General features: G+C 33.1%; 17 protein-coding genes. 15 read left to right on the forward strand and 2 right to left on the reverse strand.

The annotated features are described in order from the left end of the window. Nucleotides 1-582: 582 nt before the first annotated feature. Both AC58QD_RS14700 and AC58QD_RS14705 read left to right on the forward strand, forming a co-directional pair. Nucleotides 583-1776: an HNH endonuclease gene (locus AC58QD_RS14700; RefSeq protein WP_497334438.1), complete on the forward strand. Its 1194-nt coding sequence runs from the start codon at nucleotides 583-585 to the stop codon at nucleotides 1774-1776. Nucleotides 1777-2191: 415 nt separating this feature from the next. Beyond that, nucleotides 2192-3121, forward strand: coding sequence for a lipase family protein (locus AC58QD_RS14705; RefSeq protein WP_497334440.1), 930 nt, complete (start codon nucleotides 2192-2194; stop codon nucleotides 3119-3121). Nucleotides 3122-3437: 316 nt separating this feature from the next. On the opposite strand, the gene AC58QD_RS14710 is transcribed toward AC58QD_RS14705, so the two are convergent. Further along, complete coding sequence (locus AC58QD_RS14710; RefSeq protein WP_497334442.1) at nucleotides 3438-3809, reverse strand: hypothetical protein; 372 nt, start codon at nucleotides 3807-3809, stop codon at nucleotides 3438-3440. Nucleotides 3810-4109: 300 nt separating this feature from the next. Here AC58QD_RS14710 and AC58QD_RS14715 point away from each other — a divergent pair, with 300 nt between their 5' ends. The 12 genes from AC58QD_RS14715 to AC58QD_RS14770 all read left to right on the forward strand — a co-directional run bounded on the left by AC58QD_RS14715 (nucleotide 4110) and on the right by AC58QD_RS14770 (nucleotide 16913). Next, entirely contained in the window at nucleotides 4110-5567 is a 1458-nt protein-coding gene (locus AC58QD_RS14715) for a DUF8370 family protein (protein WP_497334444.1), read from the forward strand. Nucleotides 5568-6290: 723 nt separating this feature from the next. Then, nucleotides 6291-7148 carry a hypothetical protein gene (locus AC58QD_RS14720; protein ID WP_497334446.1) on the forward strand — a complete coding sequence of 286 codons (858 nt, stop codon included), beginning with the start codon at nucleotides 6291-6293 and terminating at the stop codon, nucleotides 7146-7148. A gap of 362 nt (nucleotides 7149-7510) precedes the next feature. Further along, entirely contained in the window at nucleotides 7511-8122 is a 612-nt protein-coding gene (locus AC58QD_RS14725; RefSeq protein ID WP_497334448.1) for an MBL fold metallo-hydrolase, read from the forward strand. Beyond that, nucleotides 8077-8844 carry an excalibur calcium-binding domain-containing protein gene (locus AC58QD_RS14730; protein WP_497334450.1) on the forward strand — a complete coding sequence of 256 codons (768 nt, stop codon included), beginning with the start codon at nucleotides 8077-8079 and terminating at the stop codon, nucleotides 8842-8844. Before AC58QD_RS14725 ends, AC58QD_RS14730 begins: the two co-directional genes overlap by 46 nt. A 21-nt stretch (nucleotides 8845-8865) precedes the next feature. Beyond that, entirely contained in the window at nucleotides 8866-9078 is a 213-nt protein-coding gene (locus AC58QD_RS14735; protein WP_497334452.1) for a DUF3006 domain-containing protein, read from the forward strand. Between the two features lie 436 nt (nucleotides 9079-9514). Further along, nucleotides 9515-9955: an excalibur calcium-binding domain-containing protein gene (locus tag AC58QD_RS14740; protein ID WP_497334454.1), complete on the forward strand. Its 441-nt coding sequence runs from the start codon at nucleotides 9515-9517 to the stop codon at nucleotides 9953-9955. A 380-nt stretch (nucleotides 9956-10335) separates the two neighbouring features. Then, complete coding sequence (locus AC58QD_RS14745; protein ID WP_497334455.1) at nucleotides 10336-11199, forward strand: hypothetical protein; 864 nt, start codon at nucleotides 10336-10338, stop codon at nucleotides 11197-11199. 452 nt (nucleotides 11200-11651) lie between these two features. Next, complete coding sequence (locus AC58QD_RS14750) at nucleotides 11652-12896, forward strand: hypothetical protein (RefSeq protein ID WP_497334457.1); 1245 nt, start codon at nucleotides 11652-11654, stop codon at nucleotides 12894-12896. 140 nt (nucleotides 12897-13036) lie between these two features. Beyond that, nucleotides 13037-14572: an HNH endonuclease gene (locus AC58QD_RS14755; RefSeq protein WP_497334459.1), complete on the forward strand. Its 1536-nt coding sequence runs from the start codon at nucleotides 13037-13039 to the stop codon at nucleotides 14570-14572. 208 nt (nucleotides 14573-14780) lie between these two features. After that, nucleotides 14781-15665 (forward strand): SHOCT domain-containing protein, encoded by an 885-nt coding sequence (locus AC58QD_RS14760; RefSeq protein ID WP_497334461.1) that lies wholly within the window; start codon nucleotides 14781-14783, stop codon nucleotides 15663-15665. 37 nt (nucleotides 15666-15702) lie between these two features. Further along, the gene (locus AC58QD_RS14765) at nucleotides 15703-15897 is read left to right on the forward strand and encodes a hypothetical protein (RefSeq protein ID WP_497334463.1); all 195 of its coding nucleotides are present in this window, start codon (nucleotides 15703-15705) and stop codon (nucleotides 15895-15897) included. 191 nt (nucleotides 15898-16088) lie between these two features. Continuing rightward, complete coding sequence (locus AC58QD_RS14770) at nucleotides 16089-16913, forward strand: hypothetical protein (protein WP_497334465.1); 825 nt, start codon at nucleotides 16089-16091, stop codon at nucleotides 16911-16913. 244 nt (nucleotides 16914-17157) lie between these two features. Here AC58QD_RS14770 and AC58QD_RS14775 read toward each other — a convergent pair whose 3' ends face one another. Beyond that, a complete protein-coding gene (locus AC58QD_RS14775; RefSeq protein WP_497334467.1) occupies nucleotides 17158-17412 on the reverse strand; it encodes a helix-turn-helix domain-containing protein in 255 nt (84 codons plus the stop codon). 117 nt (nucleotides 17413-17529) lie between these two features. Here AC58QD_RS14775 and AC58QD_RS14780 point away from each other — a divergent pair, with 117 nt between their 5' ends. Beyond that, nucleotides 17530-18591 carry a hypothetical protein gene (locus AC58QD_RS14780; protein WP_497334469.1) on the forward strand — a complete coding sequence of 354 codons (1062 nt, stop codon included), beginning with the start codon at nucleotides 17530-17532 and terminating at the stop codon, nucleotides 18589-18591. The last annotated feature ends 216 nt before the right edge of the window (nucleotides 18592-18807 follow it).

The raw sequence follows: 18807 nt of genomic DNA on the forward strand, positions 1-18807 counted from the left end.
TGGAGATAAAGACACTATTAGAGTTTACTCAACTTAAAACCCTAAACAATGGTTATATTGTCATAACGGACAAGCCACAAAGGAGAGCAATAATTCATAGAACGACATGTCTAAACCTAGAAGAAAGGTATTTCCATCAAAAAGTGATTGAAAACAGTTGTAAAAACGGTAATTATTTTTGGATCACAGACACAAAAGATGCTCATAGACTAAACGCTGAATGGTGTTTTCATTGTAAGTAAATCTAATTCGAAGATTTGGAGAAATTTATTTGGACCAATAAAATTGAAGTACTTCCATGTTGGTGTGGCTGCAAAAGCATTTATTGCTGACATGTTTGGAAGATGTGGTTATGATAATTCCGTTCGATATGGAGCCAATCAGCCTAAATATGATGTAATTATCTCTCAAGAGATGAAAAAATGCTAAAGATTTCTGTTAAAGGTAAGACATTTAATTGTGCATCTATCCCTGACGTGAATCTTCACCGTATAGTTGAGAAGGAATCCTAAGCGTTTGGATATTATTGAGATGATTCTGCCGAAGCCCAAAAGCAGTACTGAAAAAACATGGAGGGTAATAATGAATTGTATTTATTGCGGAGAATTTATCTGTAAAATAAATGAAAGCAGGGAACATATTATACAAAATGCACTGGGCGGGATATATGAGTCCAAGAAAATATGTTGTAATAGGTGCAACAATGTAGTTAGACGAGAAATTGATGATAGATTCTGCAAATTATTTAGTCCTGTTGTAACACAGATAAAGAATATTAAAAAGACTAATAGTTCAGCAATGCCAACTTGTAGAGGGATAGCTAAATATGGTGGTGATGGGAAAATTTATAATGTAGTAATAAAAAATCAAAATGTTATTGATTGCCCTGAATATAAAAAAAATCAAAAAAAGAATTTAAGTAAAGATGAGTTGAAAAATTTTAAGATCGTAGATTATTGTATTGACATTAACATTGATGACGATGTATTAAAGCAAGGTATCTGTAAAATTGCTTATAACTATGCAATCGATAAGAAAGTTCCGCAAAAAAAAATAAATTCGATGTTAAGCGTAAAGAAAAACAAAAATGAAATTGAACGGATAACATTCAATGCAATTATTATTCCGTTTATTGCTCTTAACGCATTTGATAGTTATTTAGAACTTGATACTTCCCTTGAATTGTCTCATAGTTTAATCTTGTTTTCTCATCAAAAATATTTGTGTTGCTATGTGGATTTATTTAATTCATATCAATATTACGTAATATTGTCAGAAGAATGGAATGGAGAAGAAATATATGAAACGTATTGCCAGGTAATAAAGAAAATAGATAGAGGTATGCCTGAATTTAATTTTTATCGTGTAAAGCATATACATACAATGGCTACCATTTATGGCGTAGAGCCTACAATGGATATCGATTTATTAAAAAAAAATATTAAAACAGTTATTAGTAAAGAGCCTTATTCAAAATCTATGGGACGATACATTTCAAATAAATTCTCTTATAAATACTCACAATCTCCAAATTATGATGTAGGTAATAAATACAAAAGCATTACTTATTATATGGATGAGGAAGACATGTTGAGAGACAATCGCTTTAGACGATATACGCCATCTGTAGAACAAAATAGTGAAGTTAATTTTTATTTTTATCCTACATATATAAATGAATTGATAGAAAAAGGGGATAGGGTTATTCTGGAGAATTATAGAAATTTGAAACGTCAGCGACTAGCCAGTTATTTATTAAATTCTTTAGGTGAATAATAGAAGTCAAATTCATAGCAGACAATAGTCAAGTTGCAGAAATGCTTGTTAAGTGCCATGACAGTTTAGTTCGTGACATTGATAGAAGTTCTTAATAAAAGTCAACCACTTCTAAATTTTTTGATATGTTTAAAATTGAAATAATATATATGCTATAAATTAGACAAAAGCACATTGGATTGATGTGGATATATGCCTCAATAAAAACGAGATTTTATGTATCATACTTAGGATCAGCATATTTGAAAGGATTATAGTTCTTGGAGATTCCAGTTTGTATAATAGTTGTAAAAAATTGTGTTAAGAAGCATTTACCATTTGATAAACGTTTTTATTAGCAATTTTTTTATTCTCGTTTAAATATGTGAAAGTATCATATAGGAACAACTTTCGTTTTAGGAGATGGAATAAATAAATGGTGGAAAGTAACGAATTAAGAACAGTATTGAACACTATCATGGATGACATGTGGGAGAATGAGGAATTTACAATAAAAAAAGCTTACGTTTGTTCAATACTCTCAGAATTAGCTTATCTACATATTCCTGAATTTGAAAGAGAATCTATAAAAAGAGTAAAGTTTATCCCATGCAAAAAGTACTGGGAAATATTCGATTCTGAAAAATCCTCTAATATCCGAGAAATAACGTCAAGTATTATGGGGTTTAATGAGGGGCTTAACATTGCATTCATTATAGAAAGTCGAAAGATGATAATTATTGGAATTGAAATGAAAAACATGCTGTTCGTAACTGTAAGAGGTACTTATGAGTTTTACGTTGATATGCGAGTAAATATAATGTCACAAAGAGTGAATTATAGCTACGATTTAAAATATCATTCTGGTTTCTTTCGTGAAGTCTCAAAGATTTATGGGAAACTCCAAGCAGAATTGGATAAGCACAGTAGTAATGATACAAAAGTCGTTTTTACTGGACATTCGCTTGGAGGTGCTTTGGCTACGATTATGTATCAAACATACTTAAAACATAGAATTGAAAGATACGATCGAATTGAAATATTTGAGAGGATTGAAATAAGAAATTATAAACTGATTACTTGCTATACATTTGGAATGCCAAGATTCGGTAATATTGATGCCGTAAACGCAACTATTTTACCGTACCATATATTTAATAGATTTGATATTGTTCCAACACTTCCATTTAGATTCTTAGGATATTCTGATCCTAAGAATGAATTTTGTCTAACAAATACAGGTCTTGATAAAATTCTAATTCGTGAAAGATTTGGCAAAAGAGCTTGGCTTTATCAATCAATGAAGATACTAAAAGAGCATGGCATTGGGGAATACAAGCGAAGACTTAAAAACCTTATTAATTAATGATTTGGTTATGGTTGTCATTAGTTAATAATTTTCTGGTTCTTAAATTAATGTTTTTGAGAAAGATTGAAAAGTTTCGATAAATACAAATTTTTCTTTCAGTTAGTGGTGAAAAAACATTTTACAATTAGGCTATGTTATATCGTAATGTTGATTTTGGGAAAAAAGGATAACCGCCTTCTTAGAAGGCGGTTAATTTAACTATCGTATTCCGTAAGTTAAAACTATTAAGGCTGCCATATTTCCCAAAAATTATCATCAGGGTCATAGAACTGTAAGTTTGGACCACAAGTTTGCCGAATTTCGCCTACGATGTTTACTCCGTTTTCCTTAAACGTTCGAAAAGTTCTTGGATACGAGGAGTAACGAAACACCCAACTGCTTGGCGGTGACCTCCTCTTGTTCCTGTAAATCCTAGTCGACCACCTTCAGACCCTGATTGGATAAGGAACAAAGCAGGAATCGACCCTGTAGCAGCGTTTTGAGGTTTTCCATTAGCATCGAGAAACCTTAAGATCGACATTTCCATTCCAGGTTCAACAAGATGGATGTTTGAAGGTTGGCATCCTAAATTTTTCTGATACCATTTAACGGACTCGTAGACGTCACTCACTGGAACGTAAATACAAGTCATGCCTGTAATGTCTTGCAGTTTTTCCCCTACTTTGATTTCTTCATTCGCTTGCATATCCCATTTCCTCCTTCAGTATGTAAAATCAAACATGATTATCTTCTATTTCCAACCAATATTTTCCTGCAGCTAAAAATAATTTCGAACCATTACTGCCGTTAGGTCAACGAGCAAAAGCTGTTCGTTATAATCAAATATCAACAATGCAATTTAACATAGCCTACAATTAAAGTAAATAAAATACAGTTTAGATTTCTGATGAAAAATCCTCTCTAAGCGACAATTTTCGACATATTAAACCCTTCTGTTAAATGGTATTATTTAACTATATGATAAATCATTTAGGAGGGATTTGGCTTGAAAATTAGCGAAATATTCCATTTAGAGAAGAGTCATAGGGAACTTGATTTTATTGATATTGAAATTGAAAAAGACATGCCATTATTTCTCGATCCATATTTTATTGGGACACTTCCTGACCCTTGGGCTGTTTCAGCTAATAGAACCGTTCAAAGCTTTTTTCAGTATGTAATTGGTCTTTTGAACGCTGATCAGAGAACACAAGCAAGAGATTTGTTTCAATATTTACATGAACCTAACGAAACTTGCCTTGGGGTTTCAACCACACGTCCTAGAGGGAGAGGTGTGGGTGTAGATGAAGCATCAGCCATTTTCGATAGTATAATCAATAGTAGGGCTGTAGAATATGGGGTAGTGAACAATTTAGAGGACTTTGCTATTTTTGTTGATAATGTTGGGAAGGACAAAATATCTGATCTTACCACTAATTTAATTAGAAAACATTTAGTAGAATATACTCAAAATCAGTGTAGATTACACGGAATTCAACTAACTCCTGGTGTACCATCTGGATATTATTGGGATGCAAGGCGTTTGCGGTGGCATTCAGAAATGACTGAAATGCTTGTAATTGATGAAAGAGTTATTTTACTTGTTCCTAAAGGTACTGTTTCCTTCTCATTCCGATATACACCAGAAGTGTATTGTAGACATTTCGTCTTAAATTTTCACCAAAATGAACATTTAAGACTTTTAACACCTTTAGTAAAAGAAAGACAATTGAAAAATGGAGAAATAAAAAGAAATGTCTTTAAGAAAGACTTAATCGATGAGCTGGAACCGTTTAAAAAAGAGTATTTAAGGGATTTCACAAGAACTCATCCACAGATATTCCAACAATTTTGGCAACAAGTTAAAGATCAAATGAAACCAATTTCAGATGAACAAATTGAAGAAGACTCAAACTTTAGTATAGAAGAGTTTGTTGACTACTTAAAAGATCGTTTGAGAAGAATACCATCTGGAGCAAATGATGCAAATTCATATCACAATCATATAATGGGGATACTTGAATTTCTATTCTATCCTAATCTAGTATGCCCTGTTAAAGAGCAAGAGATAGATGAAGGTAGAAAACGGATTGATATTTCTTTTGAAAATGCTGCAAAAGATGGTTTTTTTCATACGCTTCACGCTGTAAAACAGGTGCCATGTTCCTATGTTTTTGTAGAGTGTAAAAACTATTCACGTGATATAACAAACCCTGAGCTAGATCAGATGGGAGGGCGATTCTCTCCAAATTCTGGTAGATTCGGGATAATCATATGCCGATCTATTGAAGGTTTGGATTTATTTATAACAAGGTGTAGAGATTCACATCATGCTCATAGAGGGACAATAATTCCAATTATAGACGATGATATTTTTTTGATTCTCGATCAAATTAAAAATGGTGATCAGAATGCAGTAGAAATGTTCTTAACCGATAGACTTCGTCAAGTAATTCTTGGGTAGTCCAAATATATCATCTGCTTTTACATTTGAGAACGTGATAATAGACTTGAATTTGTAGATTGTTTAGGAGCATCAGGTGATGCTCTTTTTCTTTATTTTATATGGTAACAGGTGGCAGAGTGAATTAATTAAAATAGTTACAAACTTTTCAGCAGAAGGGGCTATGCACCCCCAGGATGCGACTCTGAATTATTATATTTGATAAGTTTTCACCCTAATAATGGGGTCAAGCAAATGTAAAACACATGTTCCCAAACATACTTTACAGCAAATCAGATAAGGAATATAATGTATTTAGCACTCGTACTAATCGATTGCTAAAATTAGAGAAGTGGGGATACAAATGGCTAAAAATACGAATGAAGGTTACCGTATTGGTGCTGTTAAAGGACGGAGTCAAACACAAACTCCTAGTGGTCACTATGTTGAAAGGGACACGTCTACTGGCAGGTTTATCAATGTGAAAACTAGTGACAAAACTCCATTTAAGGGAGTGAGGAAGGAAAAATGAAAACCAAGCTAATGTGTGCTACCACAATAGCTTGGTTTTCATCGTTTTTATGAAGGATATTGGCTAAAATGTGAATACAGAGGATTGAATTATGTTATTATACACCTAATTCAATGAATCGATTTCAGCTATTACTAAATATACTCCAAGACTTCAGAATATCCTTCTGTCTTTGCATTATTGCCACAAATATTGTGAAGGAAGGTGTAAATTTGTCTATTTTATCTGCAATGTATTTTAGAGATAACACTTTTGTGCAAGAACTTAATAGAATGGACATTGATTTTCAATCATACCTAAGTATCTATAAAGGGAAATTATTTTGCCCGACAAATGGCTGTCCTGCAAGAGTGGTTTTTGTTTCAGGGCAGAGAAGTTACTTTAAAACCTGGCAAAAAGATGACCACAATGATAGTTGCCTGCATAAATTTGACCGTTTGACAGGGCGACCATCTATAATCACTTCAGGGAATATTAATGTTGCTATACCAGAGGAACGAATCCAAAGATCACTATTGGCAGCTTATCTTGAATCAACGCTAACAGAGGAAGAATTAGATAATCGACGACAAAGGAGAGCTGACAGAAGAAGAGATAATCCTGTTACTCGTGGAAGTGTTACTAGACCCAGAGTGAATCCTGCAGTTGAAAATAATCAAGCAGATGGAGATGCTTCAGCACTTGGGATTAGACCACCCAACATATTAAAACGTGATGTTGATGCATTTCGAGTATCTGATATTGGTATGACTCGAATTATTAGAAGGTGTATTATTAGAGACGTATCTTACAATACAGAATCTGCAAAATTAACGGTAGTTAAAGGTAACTCTGTTATAGAAGTGAAGTTTGAAGAAGCGTTTTCTGCCAATAGTCCCAATGCGCTGAGTCTTTTTCATCACATAGATAGATATGTAAATGAAAACAGTCCAGCTAGGTTTACAGCTATGGGTCAAGTCCGACTTTCACCAGAGGGAAATTATGAAATTGTTGTATTTGGCGCAGATAGGTTCTTAATTGAGAAAATGAGTTTACTTGGGCTAGCTGCCCATTATGCAACTAATCCCTAGATGAACAACTCATTACATGGTGTGATATTGTTTATATTGAAAGTCAAATATATTTAAAACACCACAGAATTCGTTCTGCGGCGTCTTTGTAATTTGTTGTTAAATTCAACTTCATTGAACCTAATGTCTTATATAAAACTCCAATTTTATCTAAGGCGGATTTGAAGGAGAAACTAATATGAAGCGTCTGAAGCTCAGAAAAGTCCCTCAGGGCTTCTTTTCGTTTGGTCCTAGAAGTTACTATCTTTAAAACAAGTATTGTTAATAGCTATGTCCTGATCCTAAGTGTAGAATGAATATGCTATTATGCACTAGTTAGTCCTAGTATACCAACATAACATTAAAAGAGAGAGGTTTGATAATTGAAAATAGCAAAACTGATAGGCTGGTTGTTTGTTCCTTATATAATGATCTTTTTCTCTTGGAAAAAATTTAGTCCGAAATTGCGTGTCTTCTCTACAATATGGGCTATTTTTATTTTACTTCTAATAATTACAAATAATAATGGTACTAATAGAAATGCTCCTCTGACAGCATCTACTGCGGTTAATAAAGAGGAAGTTCAGACAGCGGCAGGTGAAAAACCTGTTTTAAACCCAAATGTTGATAACTCAAATGTTAAACTAACTAATGATTCAATCATTACTGAAACTAATACAAACTCAGAAAAAAGTGATGAGGTTAAAGGTGAATTAAAGGTTCACTACATTGATGTTGGACAAGGTGCATCGCAATTAATTATTTCTCCAAACGGAAAAGTAATGCTTATTGATGGTGGTAACAATGATGATGAACAGCGTGTTGTAAATTACCTAAAGGAGCATGGTGTAACGAAAGTAGATATCCTAATTGGAACACATCCAGATGCTGACCATGTTGGAGGTCTTGATAAGGTGGTAGATTTATTTGAAATAGGTAGTATATATATATGCCAAAGATTTCTTCTAGTACGAAAACATTTGAATCGTTATTAACTTCCATAGCAAATAAGAATTTGAAAGTCACCACAGCAAAGGCAGGAATTGATCTGCAGCTTGATGAGCAAATGACAGTCAATATGATCGCACCAATTAACACGTATGATGATGCAAATGAAATGAGTGCTGTAATCAAGATTACATTTGGAATCAACTCATTTCTATTCACAGGGGATGCAGAATCAAAGAGTGAAAATGACATACTTAATGGAGGATTTAACTTGAAGTCTGATGTATTGTTGGTTGGGCATCATGGTTCCAATACATCAACAAGTCAAGCATTTTTAGATGCAGTCAATCCGTCTCATGCTGTTATTCAGGTAGGTGGAAATAATTACGGACACCCCACTGTGGAGGTCTTAAAACGCCTTTCTGATAAGGGAGTCAATACTTATCGTAATGACCAGCAAGGAAATATTATAGTTACTTCTAATGGCAAAGATATAATTGTTGGAATGCAAATAACTGCACAAACAGTAACAGCAACAGCAGCAGCAGCAGCTACACTTGTGCCTACAGTAATACCAGCGACACAAGCGCCTATAGCGCCAGCAACAACACCAGCGCCTACACCAACGCCTGCCAAAAAACAAGAAACTAATGTTGTTTATGCTAATTGTACTGCGGTTAAAGCAGCAGGAAAGGCTCCATTGCACAGAGGTGATCCTGGTTATAGTACCAAGCTAGACAGGGATCAGGATGGGGTTGCTTGTGAATAAATAAGAAAGGGGAGTTTTTTAATGAAGGGCATTGTAGAACGCTTTGAAGGAGAATTTGTTTTAATTGAAATTGATGGGAATGTAAAGGATGTTACAAAAGCTGACGTAGATGATAATGTTAGTGTTGGGGATGCAGTAGAGTTTATAAATGGTAAATGGGTAACTAATGAAACTGAAACAATAAGCAGGACAAAGAAAATACAAAAGTTAATGAATGATGTTTGGGAAGAGTGAGACAATGATTAAATAATCTCATTTTACAGAAATACTTGAATTGCGAAGCACTTAGAGATAGCAGGCATATTGCCTATATTTCTAAGTGCTTTTTCATATAACGTTGAATTCTATAAATGTTAGTCAGAGTTTATTAAGAGATAACAATTTTCTCACATATAGGACAAGCTGCATGGTATAATTTAACTATTCACCCAACAAGGTAGCATAATTCATATTGTGGTATATGCATTTGAGTTAAACATCTAAGATCAAAACCAGAGTATTGCTGGTATATATTGAGTTTAGGGGGGCATAGTTGACATTATAAAATTAGAGAAAGAAGTACGTTTTTGTAAATAATAGCCAATAAAGCATTCTTAAAAAGTATTTGGGAATTAAATTAAAGCTTAAATTTATTATAAGAAAATTGATTAATAGGGAGTAATACCATCACATGACTAAAAAAGGTTTTTTTGCTTTCTGGATGATATGTTTATCATTCATATTTCTTTTAGGATGTACACCAACCGCTAAAGAGTCAAATGATTCAACGCAGAGTGAAACAAATCGTGAGAAGCAACAATTAGAGAACACAACACCAACGCCAACACCAACGCCAACACCAACACCAACGCCAACACCAACGCCAACACCAACACCAACGCCAACACCAACACCAACACCAACACCAACACCAACACCAACACCAACACCAACACCAACACCAACGCCAAAGGCAATACTGACACCAACGCCTGCCAAAAAACAAGAAACTAATGTTGTATATGCTAATTGTACTGCGGTTAAAGCAGCAGGAAAGGCTCCATTACGTAGGGGTGATCCAGGTTATGCTTCCAAATTAGATAGAGATAATGACGGAATTGCTTGTGAATAACACAATATAGGGATAGGAACGGTTATGAAGGGCATTGTTGAAAGTTTTGAAGGTGAATTTGTAGTAACTGAAGATGATGGTAATGTGAAGGATGTTTCAAAAACTGATTTTAATGACAATGTTAGATTTGATGAATGATGTTTGGGCAGATTGAGACAACGATAATATAATATCAGACATTTACAGAATAATAGCACTTAGGTATATAGGCATTTTGCCTATATTTCTAAGTGTTTTTTTAAATTGATAATTCCTATTTATGATAGTCCCTAGTCCCTATAAGATAACAATTTACCCACATATACGACAAAATACGTGGTATAATTTTACTATTCAACCAGAGATCACACATAGACTGGTGAGGAGTGGGATAGAAATTAATGAGTATCTTAATAGCTAAAAAATTCACAACGCAATTAAGACTTATGTCTGATACTAAAATTACAGATATTAATGCTATAAATAGAGGGAATTTTCGTGGGGCATTGAAACTAATCATTTTTAATAAAGATGTATGTATCGGCTTTGCAGGGAACGTAGGACGTGCGCAAAATGCCATAAGTATTGCTTACGAAAAGTTTAACTTGAATAATGATCTGGATGAAGTGATTGATACTTTTTTACAATACAACATCAAGGGAAATGGTGATACAGAATTTATTTTGGGAAGTCTTATTAATGGAATAGAAATAATTAAGGTTTCAGGAAAAAAAGTAGAAAGAGATTTGATAATTGCATGGATTGGAGACTACGATGCATTTAGTAGATTTCAAGAATTATTTCTAGGAAAAAACGATTACATGAGCTTTGATCAGAATGATGCTTTATCGATGGAATATAAAAATATTGGGTTAATGATTAATTCATTCGATGATCTTCTAAGGGAAGGGATGATAAAAACAATAGATGAACCTGCAGTTTCTGTGTTTTCAAAAGATAATAAATTTGAATATGCACATCAAGCCACAGTATATCCATCACAGCAAACAATTCCTGCCAATTCATTAACCCCAATAAGGTTTGGAACGGTGGCAGAAGGTAGTTTTGGCTATTCCATTTTCACTCCAGAAAACGATGGAATTGGTGCTATTGGTGTATATTTTTACCCTGGCAATATAGGTGTTTTATACTATCCTTTAAAAAGATGGGAAGCAATTACATACTGGAATGTATCTCAATCCAAATTTATTAATGCGGTGAAGCTGGACTTCAATATCGTACTAAGTGGTTTGCATTTTGGATGAAAAGATTGTTTGGCAAATGAGAAGCACTCGTGCCAATTTTGTTTGAATATATGATTTTCATGACTGTAAGAATAGGGTCGCTTCATGGATTAAATAAGCAGAAAATTGTTGAACATCAACGAATATTGTTAATTGGCTTAGCGAGTGAGGTCTTCCCAGATACGCTTCTAAATGAAGAAGGAGTCAATCGTAAATGAGCAAATTATGTATTATTCCTTGTGGGTCAAAGAAGATCTGGAATATGAATCCTGATCTAGGTGCAATGAAAGCTAAGAATGTTTATGTGGGTGTTTTCCATAAGCTTGTCAAAGATACGTTAAGTCCTTCGTGTTTATAATTCAATCATAGTTGAGCTTGAACTAAAGCAGAGAATACTCGACTCAGAGTCTAAATAGTCTAATTTAGTCATGAAACAGTATAATAAAATGGAAATTGGGAAAATGGAGATTAGAATGGGTAAAATTAAATGTTTTGACTGTTTTGAGCTTACTTCTACTTTTAGAGAGTTAGATATAAATCCATTGGAAAGTATCATTTCTTATGTTGATGAACTAAAAGATTATATTGAGACATACCAGGAAGAAACCTTCTTAAAGTATCGTGGAAAACTAAAGTGCTCATTTTGTAATGAAAAGATTGAGTTTGAAGATTATTATATATCGGAAGAAAAGGAGGAGGGTCTTGTAAAGTATTTAGCTGTCATGATTGGTGAAAATGTTTCTCGTTATCTTCATTACTGTTCAAATTGCGATATAGTTAAGGAATTATATGATATTAACAGAATAAGTGTTGCCGAAATAGGTGAAAAAAAGTATTCCGAAGGGACGATAGTATCCGATTTCTTGGAGACACATTATGTTCCCGAGAAATATACAAAATATGTAATACCATTCTTAAGATGTAGTTGTTGTGGTTATGGATATGATAATGAAACAAAAACTTACCAAAAAGGCTGCTTTGACAAGACTAATAGAATTTTTTCTCCTGATGATATAAATGATTTTTTAGAAATAGACATGGAGGACTGGAATCATTTCGCAGAGAAGTACAATATATTTTTACGAAAAATTGAAGTTACAAACTTCCTGTCCTTTGTAAAAAGAAATCCTATGTTAGCCTTTAAACATCCCGTTGGAGAAAAGTTCTACGATTTGTTCATGCGGATGTATGAAGAAAATGACTATATAACTTTAGATGAAGTTTATTTATTTAGAGGCAGAACAAGACAAATTAATAGTAGAGAGTTTGAACCATCCGAAATGTGGGATCCTCCATTTGGCGTTTCTTCTCATGGTAGATATAATATCGTGGGCACATCGGTTCTGTATTTAACTGATAATAAGATATATATACCATATGAGGTAAACTACACAAATCTTGAAGAACTAGATATAGCCATCATCAGAGTAAAAAAACCAATAAAAATACTTGATTTAACTCATTTAATCGGTGATTTTGGAAGATACTTATCACAGTCACCACATGACAAGAATGTGCTAAAACTTGAATACTTACTAACTAACTATATTTCTGAGTGTTGTAGGGAAATCGGGTTCAATGGAGTTAAATATAAAGGAGTAAAAAAAGGAGATTATAATAATTACGCATTAATAAATTATGAACAAAACTTAGATCTTGAAATTATAACTGTCGAAACTGTAGGTGTTCGTATTTTGTACAAAATTACTAAAAAGTGACTAAATAATGAATTTCATTCTGAAGGGAACTTGGAAAAAATGATTATAAGCTTATATTCAGAATGGCTGCTATGTATTTTTGAGGATAAAGATACAGAGAGATTCTTTAAAAGTAAAATGGAATAGGGAGTGTCAATATTTTGAACACATGGATTTTCCAGGGCAACCCCAAATTTTTCAATATAGATGCATACATAAAACGCAATAAGCATATACGATGGTCGATTCGCCAAGAACACTTCCTAGATAGTGTAGTGGAAGGTGATGTAGTATACATATGGCGTTCTGAAGCAGGGAATAAAGGCACAGGTGGAATTATAGCAAAAGCGATCATTATCAATGATGATGATTATCAAGGTGAAAGTAATGTTACGGACTACTACTATGAAAAACATAATACTAATCAGTACAATTACGTTTCAATGGAAGTTATTGAGCATAGGTTGAAGAAAGCATACATAAGTAGAGATTCATTATTACATCATGCCCTTCTACATGATTTAAGGATTTTACATATGAGAAACGAAACAAACTACTTAATAAAAGATGATAATGCCATACTGATACATAAACTCTGGGATGATAGTAAAACTAAACTTGACTTTCCCACACTTAAGCCCAAGAAGAGAGATAGAGAGTTTAAGAAGTTTAGTGAGTATCTAAGAGATAAGGTTCTTTACGAAAGTCTAATAAATGGTCAATCCAACAGATGGATTGATGAACATGTGCTAGCTGAGGATGCTGAATATTCACGTGGTTGGTTCTCTATGGGGATTTTGCACCACTTGGGATTAAATGAGGATCATAAGGGATATTTTATCAACCAGACAGCTTTAGATGCTATTAATCATCTGACTACAAAGAACGAAGAATTGTATAGACCAATAATTATTGCGCTCATACGTTATTCACAAAACATATATGATGATTTTAGCATGGACAACTTCACTCCACCAACTAATACAACAAAGCTACTAAAACAAGTTGGTAAATCTCAATATAGTGATGGTGTTAGGATTGATAAAGAATTTCACGAGATATTTAATCCACCTACTTCATCATTTTATATTCCTAGAGGTAAAGCAAGGAAAGTAAAAATACTATTCAATAACAAAATATTTGATGCTGAGTATCGTTATGAAGATCAATCTGATAAAAATATTGAGCTTCAAAGTATCCGCTTTAGAAAGGAATTAAAGAAGGAATTTGAGAAAGTTTTCCCAATCCCAGAAGGAGAGTTCTATATAGAACAAGGATCAGATTTAAATCATTTTGTATTCACACATACCTCAATTTCTATCCTTGATACAACAGATGTAGATGAATCACAAGAATATTCAGAAGGTAAAGAATTCTATAGATTACATAGAATTAGAGAAAGAAAGCCAGAAGTTGTAAAGAAGGCTAAACAAGCATTCCTTAAAAAGCATAAACACTTATTCTGTGAAGCATGTAAATTTGATTTCACTCAAACTTATGGTGAGAGAGGTCAAGATTTCATAGAAGGACATCATAAGAAACTTGTTTCCAAAATGAAAGATGGGGATACTACGAAGCCAGAGGATATTGCTTTGCTTTGTAGTAATTGCCATAGAATGATACATAGAAAACCGCTTATAAGTGTTGAACAACTTGCAGAGGACTTATTGAAACAGTTGAATAGTAAAAAATTGTAGGTTTTCATAAGCCAAACTCTCAGCTGATGAAGAATGTTATCAGGTGAATTATGTCAATGATTAAATTTAATAAAACTATGACGGTTAAAGATTGGATTGTAATGATGTTCTTGCTGTCCATACCAATAAAAAAGCACAGATTGATAGCTTTGATAGGGGATATTAAAAAATGATATGTTAATTCCTAAACTAACAGGGAGGTGAACAATTGAAATTTACATGGGAAGTGTGTTTATACATATTCATATTATTCCTTCTTGTTGGGTTACCCTGGATATCAAAAAAAATATTAGAGAAAGTAGTTAGTTACAAGAAAATCAGTAGTGTACTAACTAAAGATAAATTAAACGTAACTTTGTTGATCTTTGGATTTATTTATTTAGTAATTATCATAAGTGTTGTATTTAGCTTTAATCCAAATGTTCCTGACCACCTGTTTCCAAATAAATATTATTTTTATATTGCTATGGTTGGAATACTTTTAGTAAAGACTTTTAAACTCCTTTATAAATTTTCATTATTAGCTATTGAAAGTTTTCTTAATGATAAAAAAAATACTTTCAGTAGAGGCTGGATATTAATTGTAATGGCTTTTTGTATGATTTTTGTACACTTCATTTTTGCTTTTTTATATAGTGGAGCAGATTTTGAAAAAGCTTTAGAAGTAAAGAAGAATCCGAAAATATCCATTATTAATTCGAATGAAAACGGAGAGAAAAATGGTGAACTTACCAAGTGTGTATTAAAAGATGGAGGAACATATCTTGGTAATATCGATGTCTTTTTTTATTCTTTTAATATAGCTTATTCGATTACATTAGATGATTGCATGGAAAACTTTCAAAAGGAAGTTATCTCTAAGGGACATTTATATAGACTTGTTCAAGTAGCACATATAATAACGTCTAAATTTATAGAACTTATAGTTGTTGCGTTTTTTGCAACAAAAATAATAGATTCTTTTGGAAGTACAACTAAGACAAATCGCCATGCTAGAGCAATTGAAGAACTACATGAACTTATGGAAAAAGGCTGTATAACACCAATTGAATATGATTTAAAGAAAAAGCAACTGTTAACTAAAATAAATTAACAGCAATTGTTTCCATAAAGGAGGATCAATTAGTTATATGTTTAAATCAGGATTTATTTTATCGACAGATGCTCATATCGAAGCGTCAATTTTCAATAAAACCCAAGTAACTGTATGGCAGGATGGTAAGATCGTAGAATATGGTGGCGTAATCGAAAGACAATCGGAAGATGCGATATATGTTAATGAAGGGTATTTTCTTAAAGAAACTTGTCAGTTTAGGGTGAGATAGATGATCTGAATTAAATTTATACATAAACATCTAACGCCGCAGGTTTCCCTCTATGGTGGTTTTGTATTTGTCAAATAGTAGTTTCCTAAAGCGTGGAATGAAACACAGCACATTTATTGAGGGAACAGTTCCAAGAAATGGTACAATGCTGATAGCACTACATAAGTATGTATTTAAAAAGGAGGACTACTATGCATTTGGTTATTTTCAATATCTCTAACGATTATTATTTCGATGAGGTAGATTTATACAAAACATATTACACTTATAGCTTGTATTATAAAAAGGATCATATAGACGATAATTTCATTTCTGATTTACGGACAGCAATTATACTCTCTAATGGAGATAACATCAGCACGTCTATTCAGAAATTTGGAAGTACTTTTATTGTTGATATATCGCTTATTAATCGCTTTGTTCCTAATTATGATGAAGATGCTAATGATTATAGTGAACCCAATCTTTACTATATAGGAAAGCTTGAAAATTGGCTTGATAATAACTTAGTCAAAGCTAATAGCGATGATGTGAAGGGCTTCTTTACAGTACTACCAAATAACAACGATGGCTTTTATGTTAGAATTTATCTGCATGAAAGTCTTAATTTTTCTTATCCCATAATAACTGACTTCTTAGAAAATGATATTGAGTTTCAAATAGTGAAAACACAAAGTTCTACATATAATGCAGGCGCAGGAAGTATGGGAGAAGGGATAATTATTTGGATTGCCAAAAAATGTGCTGACTTGGCGTTTGAAAAGTTAAAGAAGCACATAGTTGATGATAGAATTAAGGTAGTGGATTCTATTGGTTTGGATAGAATAATAACTTATCTTGAAATCCACTACCATGTAAGCAGGTTACATCTAAACATGAAAGACAGTAATACACAAGAGAATGGTGATAAACAAGTGAGTTTTTCAACATATTATCAGGAATTTACCGTTATCTGTGATAATAAATATGATGTCAAGAGTGTGAAATTAGTAAATAGAACACAAACACGAATATGAGTAGTTGAAGTAACACGTGACGAATAGTGATTTGATTATACATAAAATTCACATTTTATCTAAGGTGGCAGGTAGGGCATATAACAAATCTAGACGCTCCAGGATTGTTCCAGAGCGTCTTTTTGTATTGGTCTAATGGGATTGGTTGTCAAACTCTAACCCAACAATCCTGACGAGTTCTGAAGGCATCATTCTTAATACTTTTACAGGTGAAGAAGGACTATGTATCATTCTGGGTCAATAATTAGCTATTCTCTTTAATTCGGTCATATTCAAACTCTACCAAGCGAATGAAGTCCGATGGCTTCATATCCAATCCTTCACACAACTCAAATAGTTTGCTAATAGAAGGCTCATTCAAACCTCTTTCCAATTGAGAAATGTAGCTTCGATCAACTTCACAAATGCCAGCTAAATCCTCCTGACTTAAACCTTGCTTTATCCTTCGTGCTTTAATGATCTTTCCTGTAATAGATTTAAGTACAGCAATTTTTTTCAAAGCGGATTCCTCTTTTTAACCATTATCAAATTTCGTTGACAATAAGTAGTAGAAGGAGTATCCTGCAAAATGGGTATAAATAACATTTTAAGACAAAAAATATGAAAGGGTGTTCCAATGAAGATTATCATTAAGGTTACTCTTGCCACCATGCTTATTAGTGGATGTACACAATCGAAAGCTCCAGAAAAAGTATATCCTCAAATAATCAAACTTATCGGTGAAAATGAATATCAACAAGCACAGTTGATGTTAGAGAAAGTTCCAGATGATTATGAGGACTCTAAGGTCTTAAAGTCATATGTAAATGCAAAAATTAAGTTGGATAGTGTTGCTAAGATTGATAGTAGTAATTATGTTGAATTATTAAATTATTCTAAGAATATTCCTCAAAGCTCTAAGTATAAAGATCGGTTACAACAATTAGAGAACGATTACTACCAAAAGACAAAAGAATTTGAAATGGATCTAATTTTGAGAAACATTGACTCACAAAATTATCATGAAGCTAGAACAATAATTAATGAGTCCTTATTTAAGAAGTTTGATAATTCGCATATTGTACTACAAAGTTATATTGATGCACTGCTCTTCGTAAAACATCGACCTACATATAATGAACGCCTCTTTAAAATTCCAGATGATTATCAGGGTTTTCTTTCAGACAAGATTAATGAGACTAAACAGAGTGCTTTAGACTATCTTGCTGAACATATTAAACAAAAAAACTTTAAGCAAGTGGTAAGTGAGGGAACATTGGATGGTTTTAAAGAGATTCCAAACATCGGAGTACACGCTTTAGTTAACTTTGCAAGGGCTAAAGAATATGAATCTAAAGATCTTAGTAATTCCATAGGGTATTTGGCTAGTATAGACCCAGATTACAAAGGCGTTCTATCTGACGAAATAGAGAGCATGATAAGGAAGTATAGTGATCGGGTTGATATGGCAAGAACTGCGTCCATTGTTAGACGATTGCAATCAGAAGAATTTAGCAAAAGATATGAACCTCAAATAGGGATGACAGCGGAACAAGTCGAAAAATCAATATGGGGTAAACCAAACCGCATAAATATAACTACATCCAAGAACGGTACAAGTGAGCAATGGGTATATAATGTTCTAGGATATATATATTTAGATAATGGGAAAGTGACAACAATTCAGACAAGCAAATGATAAAGTCATACTGCTATTTCTAATATGGTGTTTTCATGATGAGTCCATATCAAGATAGGTTATTAATAGTGACGAATTGTTTCTCTAATACAGTAATACCTCTCGTCACCTAAATATGATTTGGTCTATGGGAGTAGCTATGTCTACTCTTATTTTGTTTTTGCTTGGGATTGGATTGTGAAGGTGTTGTCAACCTATATTGCTCAATGCAATAGC

The organism is Paenibacillus sp. J2R1T-4 (genome assembly GCF_059692235.1).